Source organism: Shewanella sp. 11B5, from assembly GCF_002836795.1.
In the GTDB taxonomy this organism is placed as follows: Bacteria; Pseudomonadota; Gammaproteobacteria; order Enterobacterales; family Shewanellaceae; genus Shewanella; species Shewanella frigidimarina.
The window spans coordinates 1-8,573 of record NZ_PJAP01000354.1; the positions used below are offsets into that span (position 1 = coordinate 1).

Here is an 8,573-nt window from a genome sequence, read left to right on the forward strand (position 1 = left end):
AAATAATGAATACCTAAAGCTGTAAGTGTGTTGGCTTGTTGCTGGTTTTCAACACCTTCAGCAACAACACGGTAGCCAAGGCCATGAGACATCACCATTACTGCTTTAACAATATCAATGCCATGAAGGTGAAGGTTATTGATAAAAGAACGGTCGATTTTAACGGTATTAACATGTAAATCTTGGATCACTGATAATGACGAATAACCAGTGCCAAAATCATCAATAGAAATCATAAAACCAAGTAATTGTAGTGCTTTAACCATATTGATTAATTTAAGCTTATCTTGCGAAAAAACCGATTCAGTAATTTCTAAATGCACTTTACTTGGGCTCACTTGATACTGGTTAAGGATTTTCTCAGCTTTATTAACAAAATCAATGTCTTCAAATTGAATTACCGATACATTAATGCTCATTGTTAATTGCGGTTTTAACAAATGTAACGCTGATAGCTGACGCACCGACTCTTCAAGTACCCAGTAACCTATTCGTTTAATAGCACCATTTTTTTCTGCTAACGGAATAAACACATCGGGTGGAATATTATTGCCTTCAAACTCCCATCGGAGTAACGCTTCAACAGAGGCTATATCACCCGTAGTGGAGTCAATAATGGGTTGAAACACCAAACGTAATTGTTGCTCGGCAATAGCTTGGGCAATCCCTTTACTCAAATGCATTTCATATTTTATTTTCTGCTCTAGCTCACCACTAAACATCACATAGTCATCAGTACCGCCACTTTTGCGGCTATACATGGATAGATCGGCCAAGCTGATTAAATCTGATATTGATTGGCCGTGTTCAGGATACATTGCAATGCCAATAGAGCAATCCATATTAATCACATGCTGCGTCGTAATAATAGCCTGATTAATATGCTTTTTAAGTGCGATAGCCAAATCTTCAAAACGATAAAGAGGACTTTGGTGGGCCATAATAATAAATTCATCACCACCCCAACGACAGATTATTTCATCGTGCTGGCAAGCTTGTTTAATTCGCTTTACCACTTCGGTTAGTACTTCATCACCAACCCGATGACCAAAATTGTCATTTACCTGTTTAAAACCATCTAAATCAAGGAAGAAAATAGCATATTGACTGTCGGTTTCTATTTGCGATCACTGTAGCTTGGCGGCGGCTAGAAATGAGCGTCGATTGAGTAATTGAGTCAGTGAGTCGTGTTGGCTTAATTCGATAATTTTTTCGGTTCTTTGTTGAACCTTGTGTTCCATGGTTTTTAATAATTGATTATGTTCATTACGTAACATAATAGAATTTTTAGTAAAATTAGCGGCAGCATTGGCAACCGATAACATAACAGCAGCATAGGCTAAGCCTAAACAGCCTAATAACAGATGGGCAGGATTATCACCAAGTATCATTTGCAGCGAGAAGGGAGCTAATAACATTAGAGTATAAATTTGCGATAATAACTTGTTGCCAGATAATACCGTAGCGGCACCGCCTGCCATTGCCGACACAATGACTAGAGAAGAAAATAACTCATCAATACTCGATTTGTTATAAAAATAAACACAATAAAAGGCCCAAAGAAACGCAGTTAATAATACACCGGCACCAAAACGATATAAGTCATTTTGGCAACTGAATAGACCTTTATTAGCACGCCGAAACCACAAAGCCGTATCGATAATACGAAAACCAACAACCGCAGATAAACATAACCACCAGATGAATTTATAATGAATTGTCGAATGTTCCGCAAACCCAAAAGCTAGTCCAGCCGAAGCTAAAATAGTAATGGCAATGCCCGGAATCGCATTTTGGTATAACAACTTTAGGTGGTCGTTTAAAACATGTGGATCATCAACCTGCGTTTGCATTAATAGCTTTACCGTCATGGTGAGGGAATACCAATAAGTATACGTCCAATGCTTAAAAATACTACTTTCGTGATGATTTAAAGGAACGAAAAATGCTGGCTAATTTAAGTATCGATTTATCATTAACTTAAACGTAACAAAGTTGTTTTTTATGGCTCATCTTCCATAGAAACAGACTAGCCAATATGAAGATGATGTGTGATTCTGTTATCTAAGCTCATTATTTAACGGATAATATCGTCATGATCCAACTGTGCGAGTGGCAACAGCAGGGGCAATTTTTGTCTATTAACGATCAGCAGATCTTTACTCGCCAAGCGGGTGATAGAACGGCGCCAGCGTTATTGTTAATTCATGGTTACCCTAGCGCAAGTTGGGATTGGGAAGGCATGTGGCATGAGCTAACTCAACACTATTTTGTGGTAACTCTTGATATGTTGGGCTTTGGATTTTCAGACAAGCCCAAAAATGTTGATTATTTAATCAGTCAGCAAGCCGATATTTATGAAGCTGTTTTACAGCAGTTTGGCGTTAGCCATTATCATATTCTAGCCCATGACTATGGTGATACGGTCGCGCAAGAGTTGTTAGCAAGACAACTTGATGGCAACAGTACATTGAGTATTAACAGTGTGTGTTTTCTTAATGGGGGTTTGTTTCCCGAAACCCACAAACCTTTGCTCATTCAAACCTTGTTACTGTCTCCATTAGGACCTCTGGTGTCTAAGTTAATCAACAAACAAAAGTTTGCTGCTAATTTACAACGTATATTTGGACCATCGACACCGCCTACGCCACAGGTTATCGACGCTTTATGGCAACTGCTTAACCACAATAATGGCTTAGCGGTAATGCATAAATTGATTAACTATATCACCCAGCGTAAACAACACCGCGAACGTTGGGTTGGGGCGATTATCAACAGTACAATACCGATCAAGTTGATCGCAGGGGCTAAAGATCCGATCTCGGGCCAACACATGATCGATCATTATCGGAAATTGATTCCTCATGCAGATGTAACCGAACTGCCTACGTTGGGGCATTACCCACAAGTCGAAGACGCGAATGCCATTATCGCTGCCTATTTACAGTTTAGATTAAATCGTACTTAGCAAATAACTAAGCAATAAGAGTTGGTATTATCAGATAGCAATATGAGCTAGCAATATGAGCTAGCAATATGAGCTAGCTTACGTACAAATAACACGGCCTCAGGTCACTGCATTAGTCTGCAGTATCGTTTGTGTTTACGTCGTGTCGAAGCGCAGAAAATACTCAACTTACGTTTTAGATTGTTCTCAACAATTATGGCATCACTGCTTTATGTGCGCGGTTTTGTTTGAGTATTGTCGAATCAAAATTGTTCCGATTTATCCATAATAGTAGGTTTACATCTCAAAAAGTATCCGGAATCTTTATTCGTTCATATCCTCCTGCAAAATAACATGATATTTTACAATCAAATGGAGTTTAACCCGTTAGGTTTATGGAGAAACAATGCAGGCTTTTTTAGTCGCTCAAGCAAATATACCCTTTTCAATTGCGCTCGCCATTGTGGTCATATTGGGGATGTTCGAAATCATCGCCATGATCGCAGGCTTAAGTGTATTTAGTGCACTTGATAATTGGTTTTCATTCGATGTAGATACAGATGTTGATACCACGGTATCTGTTACCGGTATGACAGGTATATTGGGTTGGCTGTGTCTTAATCGCTTACCGTTACTTATCTGGTTTGTATTAGCGTTAAGTAGTTTTGCGATAGCAGGGTATGTGATTAACTTTGGCTATTCACAACTTTTTGGCAGCTTCTTACCCCAAATCATCACCGTACCTGTTGCGTTAGTCATAATGTTTTTTTCAAGCCACTTTATTGGTAATGGTATTGCCAATATTCTCCCTAAAAACGAAACCTCAGCAATATCAATTGATGCGCTTGGCGGTTGTGTCGGCAAGATCACCCAAGGTCGTGCAATAAAAGGCATGCCGACAGAAGCGGTGGTTCGGGACACATTTGGGCAGAAACACTACGTGTTAGTTGAACCAGAACACGACGATGTCGAATTTTTACCTGGCGTCGATGTTGTGCTCATCGCTCATCAAGGCAAAGTCTGGACAGCAACCAGATTCAGTTAACCTAAAAATATCTTATTGAGATATACCCTAAAAATAAAAATGTCATTCCAATGACACTTTTGATAAACACAGTTGTATTTAAAAGGAAATTAAATGGAAACGTTAACAAACTTTGATTCAGGAAGCGGCTTTGTCCTCCTCATTGCTGGCATAGCAGTATTAGGATTGATTATTATTGGACTTATTTTTGCCAAACTGTACAAACGAGCCAGTAAAGAAATGGCTTTTGTTCGTACCGGGTTCGGCGGTGAGAAAATCATTAAAGATGGTGGCGCAATTGTGCTGCCAGTGCTGCACGAAACGATTTCGGTCAACATGAATACCTTGCGTATTGAAGTTGAAAAAAATCAAAAAGATGCCCTGATCACCAAAGACAGAATGCGCGTGGATGTAAAAGCCGACTTCTATTTACGTGTTGCGCCAAATGCCGAAGGGATTTCAATGGCAGCGCAAACGTTAGGTACTCGCACTAATCGTGTTGAAGAACTTAAAAAATTAATGGAATCAAAGTTTGTCGACGTATTGCGTACCGTTGCAGCTGAAATGACCATGACCGAAATGCATGAGCAGCGCGCAGACTTTGTCCAGCGAGTGCAGAACAATGTCGCCAATGACCTTGAGAAAAACGGCCTAGAATTAGAATCTGTGTCGCTCACGGGTTTTGATCAAACTGACTTGCAATTTTTTAATGAAAATAACGCATTTGATGCCGAAGGTCGTGCTCGTCTAGCAAAAATTATTGAAGAAAAACGTAAAGAAACCAACGATATTCAACAAGAAAACCGCATTAAAATTGAACAGCGTAATCTTGAAGCAGAAAAAGAATCGTTAGAAATCGAAAAGTCGGAAGAAGAAGCTCGCCTCGCGCAGCAACAGTCACTCGAATTTAAACGTGCCGATCAAAAAGCTGAAATCATTAAACAAAAAGAAAACAAAGCCCGCGAAGAACGTGAAGCAGAAATTGCCAAAGAGCGCGCAATTGAAACGGCTGAAATTGAAAAAACCAAAGACATCGAAACCCGTGAAATTGAAAAGTATAAGTCTATTGAGCAGTCACGCATTCAGCAACAACGCGATATTGAAGTATCTGAACAAGACAAACGCATTGCGGTAGCCGCTAAGTCGGAAGAAGAGTCAGCCGCTCGCGCTCGCGCTGCAGAAGCTGAAAAAACCAAGGTAGAAAAAGAAGAAGCGGTTATTACTGCGCGCCAAACTGCTGAAGCTAATCGTCGTAAAGACATTGAAGTTATTGATGCCCGAAAAGAGGCTGAGCGTGAGGCCGTGGGCGTTACGGTTCGAGCTGAATCAGAAAAAGTTGCCGCGGAAGATAGAGCTAGCGCCATTTTAATTGAAGCGCGTGCCAGTGCAGACGCTAAAATGCTAAAAGCCTCAGCCGATGAGAAAATCTATGCAGTCGAAGCTGCGGGTAAGCGGGCACAGTACGAAGCTGAAAACGTACTGAGCAACGAACAAATTGCACTGCAAAGATCATTAGCGATATTAAAAGCCTTACCAGATATTATTGCTCAAGCCGTTAAACCGCTTGAAAAAATTGAAGGTATTAAGATTTTACAAGGCTATGGTACGGGCAATCAAATGAGTAACGGCGAGGGTAACCAATCCCAGGGGGGTATTGCAGAACAAGTCACCACTGCAGCATTAAACTATCGTGCTAATGCCCCCGTGGTTGACGCCATGCTACGAGAGTTAGGTTTAGTTAATTCAGAGTCTGGTAACTTAAATGACCTACTGACAGGCAATAATGCACTGACATCTGAAGCGATTAATGTCATTCAATCGGCCAACACGAACTTTAGTGTGGATGAAGTTACCCCTGGCGTTAATCCAGCGCAATAAATGCTAAGTTGCTAAAGAGGTATCTTGCCTCTTTAAAATACAAAAAGTGCCTTTTGGCACTTTTTGTATTTATCGGCATTACTCTATAGCAGAGTCATGCCGACTATGTTCAATCTCAGTCACTTAGCGAGAGTGTGAAACACTTTTTTATGCTAAAGAGTGAGTTACAACAGCTGGCCCTGTAACAGGTTTATGTAGTTCTACCTTATTAAATTATGGTCTTAATCGTAGAGAGACTTAATATTCTTTAAGGTTTATTGTTAGTTTATTATGAGCTTGGTTGTAAAGTGTTCAGTGGCCAAAAGACAGGCTTTAGGCAATAGTACTTAGAATTTATCTGTTAGTTATTATTGTATTATGGTCGTTACCTGTTACCTGTTATCTATTAGCAGTTAATGCTAGGTATAAGCTAAATACACTTGTGTAATCACTCAGTCCCTCAAATAAGCCTAAAAAGGTAATGTGAACCATGACAACAGCAATAGATTATTATTTTACTAACCTTTCACCTTATGCCTATTTAGGCCATAACACCTTTACCTCGTTGGCTGAACAGCACAAAGCGGCTATCAACTATAAGCCGATTAAACTGCCAAAATTGTTTGCAGTATTAGGTGTGTTACCGGTAAAACAACGCCTGCAAGCCAGGCAAGACTATCGTTTAATTGAGTTAGCTCGTTGGTCAACAAAGCGCAAATTAACCCTTAATCTGCAGCCCGCTTTCTTCCCTGCAGACCCAGGCTTGGCCGACAGATGTACTATTGTGTTACAGCAAGCTGAACAAGCTGTCAGTGAGTTTGTTGCCAATGTACTGGCAGCATGTTGGGCAAAAGATCAAAACATTGCAGACGAAGCGGTTATCCGACAAATATTAACCTCACTCAATCTAGATGCCGACGGTGTTGTGCAGCAAGCATTGTCAGCCGAAATAGAAGCAATATACGAATCTAATACCGAAGATGCTATTGAAAAAGGTGTGTTGGGAGTGCCGACCTATGTGCATCAAAATGAGCCATTTTGGGGACAAGATAGACTCGATTTACTTAACGATAAGCTGGCTGGATAACGTTATTTAGGTGAGGTCTAAAATAAGGTTGCAGTGGTTATTTACTGCAACCTTTACCGATGCCAATAATAATGAACGTTCAAAAGTAAAAACCAATAATCAATTGCTGTTTACAGGTATTAATTTGGTTTTTGGAGTCAATAACGTTACTTATAAATAGTCATCAGCTGGCAGCCATTATGGTTGAATGTTTTTACATCAACGTTTAATCACAATCCATTATTTCAACTTTGTAATACCTATCAGAACCGCAATAATACCACCGGCCATTCCAGCCCAGGCTTCAATAGGCGTATCACCGCTTATCGCGCGGGTAACTTGAGAACTCGCTGCATCATAAATATTGTAGCCCCACAACGCTAAAAAAATACCCGCAATAACAAGTACAATCCCAATAATTTTACCATTCATGCTAACTCCAGACTTTGATGAGATGGCAGTGATGCCACCGTTGATGACGTTCAGTTGATAATGTTGCAGTAGATAACCCGAAACTAACCAAACTCATGAGGGCTCTTTATACAAGCTCCCAGAGCAATCTCTGGGGGTGGTCGCTTCCATCTGTTTCATTTTAGCAAAATGAAACAGACACAAGCTAACCTGTTATTACGTTGATCGATCTTTTTATAGTCACTATAGTTTGACGTTATTTCTAATCTGTTCTATTCGCTCGCGGTTAACCCCAAAGTCAGACTCTCCGATACGTGAAGCGGATCTAACATGGATGGTAATGTTATCAGATGTTGTTGACGGGAAATAAAACTCAACATCATCAACAAAACGCATTATCTGCGAGGTAAATTCTACTCGGATATAATCATCCTCAACCACGACGATATTTGCTCGTTCAGCAGCCTTTAGTACGTGCAACAGTTTTGCCTGTGCTTGCTGGCGTGTGCCAACGAACTCAATCGGTTGTATTGCATGTTCTTCATCTGCAACTGATTGTTGGCTATTGACACAATTTGGCGATTCAGGACATGGCATTAACTGGCCATCATTAATGCCCAAAGTCGGCACAGTGCCAGAACAACCCATTAACAGCATCATGCTGAATGTAATAATTGAAACTTGCTTGTACATTATTAATATCCTTTTATTTATTTTCTCGGTGACCGTAACTTAATACTCGGGTTATTTGCCATTTGTCATCTACTTTACGCCAAACCATGACAAAGTCAGCTTTACCTTCACATTGGTTGGTTTTATTTTGACAAAAGATATGTACCCCTTCGGTAATCGCACCAAAATCTTTAATCGAGTGGACGTTAAAAGAGCCCTCAACCAGCTTTCGGGTGTAATGACCACATGCATTGTTTTTAGTATTTGCAATCATGCTGTCACGGTCCCACGTTACCCCACCATTATCATGATAAAACTCAACATCAGCTGCAAAAAAGCTTGCGTGCTTATCTAGCTCTTGCGGATTTTGACAATGATTAAATGAGTCAAACACCGCAGTATCAAGCGCTTTCATCGTGTCAGCCAACATCACGTCATCAGCCAATGCAGGTATGGAGAAAAAAGCTAATAAAACCAAGCAGATTTGTTTCATCGTTTCAATTCCTAATGGGTTAGTGACAAGGTTAGTGAAAGTGCCGGATTTAGTGGTTCAGTCACAAAGCGTGTTGTAAATAGGCGGCCAAATACGGTTAACA

Annotated in this window: 9 protein-coding genes; 4 read left to right on the top strand and 5 right to left on the bottom strand. The window is 40.2% G+C overall.

What is annotated here, in order from left to right; all coding sequences use genetic code 11:
* On the bottom strand, positions 1-1,121 hold a 1,121-nt coding region (locus CXF78_RS07665; protein ID WP_308302240.1), incomplete at its 3' end, for a putative bifunctional diguanylate cyclase/phosphodiesterase.
* 6 nt (positions 1,122-1,127) lie between these two features.
* Positions 1,128-1,871, bottom strand: coding sequence for a hypothetical protein (locus tag CXF78_RS07670; RefSeq protein ID WP_102036437.1), 744 nt, complete (start codon positions 1,869-1,871; stop codon positions 1,128-1,130).
* 224 nt (positions 1,872-2,095) lie between these two features.
* Here CXF78_RS07670 and CXF78_RS07675 point away from each other — a divergent pair, with 224 nt between their 5' ends.
* The 4 genes from CXF78_RS07675 (at position 2,096) to CXF78_RS07690 (ending at position 6,915) form a co-directional block, all read left to right on the top strand.
* On the top strand, positions 2,096-2,968 hold the full coding sequence (locus CXF78_RS07675; RefSeq protein WP_102036438.1) for an alpha/beta fold hydrolase: 873 nt from the start codon (positions 2,096-2,098) through the stop codon (positions 2,966-2,968).
* A 385-nt stretch (positions 2,969-3,353) separates the two neighbouring features.
* Positions 3,354-3,992 (top strand): OB-fold-containig protein, encoded by a 639-nt coding sequence (locus CXF78_RS07680; protein WP_059745770.1) that lies wholly within the window; start codon positions 3,354-3,356, stop codon positions 3,990-3,992.
* A gap of 93 nt (positions 3,993-4,085) precedes the next feature.
* Positions 4,086-5,849 (top strand): flotillin family protein, encoded by a 1,764-nt coding sequence (locus CXF78_RS07685; RefSeq protein ID WP_059745769.1) that lies wholly within the window; start codon positions 4,086-4,088, stop codon positions 5,847-5,849.
* Positions 5,850-6,318: 469 nt separating this feature from the next.
* Complete coding sequence (locus tag CXF78_RS07690) at positions 6,319-6,915, top strand: 2-hydroxychromene-2-carboxylate isomerase (protein ID WP_102036439.1); 597 nt, start codon at positions 6,319-6,321, stop codon at positions 6,913-6,915.
* A 219-nt stretch (positions 6,916-7,134) separates the two neighbouring features.
* On the opposite strand, the gene CXF78_RS07695 is transcribed toward CXF78_RS07690, so the two are convergent.
* From CXF78_RS07695 to CXF78_RS07705, 3 genes are all read right to left on the bottom strand, one after another.
* Positions 7,135-7,326 carry a DUF3185 family protein gene (locus CXF78_RS07695; RefSeq protein ID WP_102036440.1) on the bottom strand — a complete coding sequence of 64 codons (192 nt, stop codon included), beginning with the start codon at positions 7,324-7,326 and terminating at the stop codon, positions 7,135-7,137.
* Positions 7,327-7,548: 222 nt separating this feature from the next.
* Positions 7,549-7,998, bottom strand: coding sequence for a DUF1499 domain-containing protein (locus CXF78_RS07700; protein WP_102036441.1), 450 nt, complete (start codon positions 7,996-7,998; stop codon positions 7,549-7,551).
* A 13-nt stretch (positions 7,999-8,011) separates the two neighbouring features.
* The gene (locus tag CXF78_RS07705; protein ID WP_102036442.1) at positions 8,012-8,470 is read right to left on the bottom strand and encodes a nuclear transport factor 2 family protein; all 459 of its coding nucleotides are present in this window, start codon (positions 8,468-8,470) and stop codon (positions 8,012-8,014) included.
* Positions 8,471-8,573 lie beyond the last annotated feature (103 nt).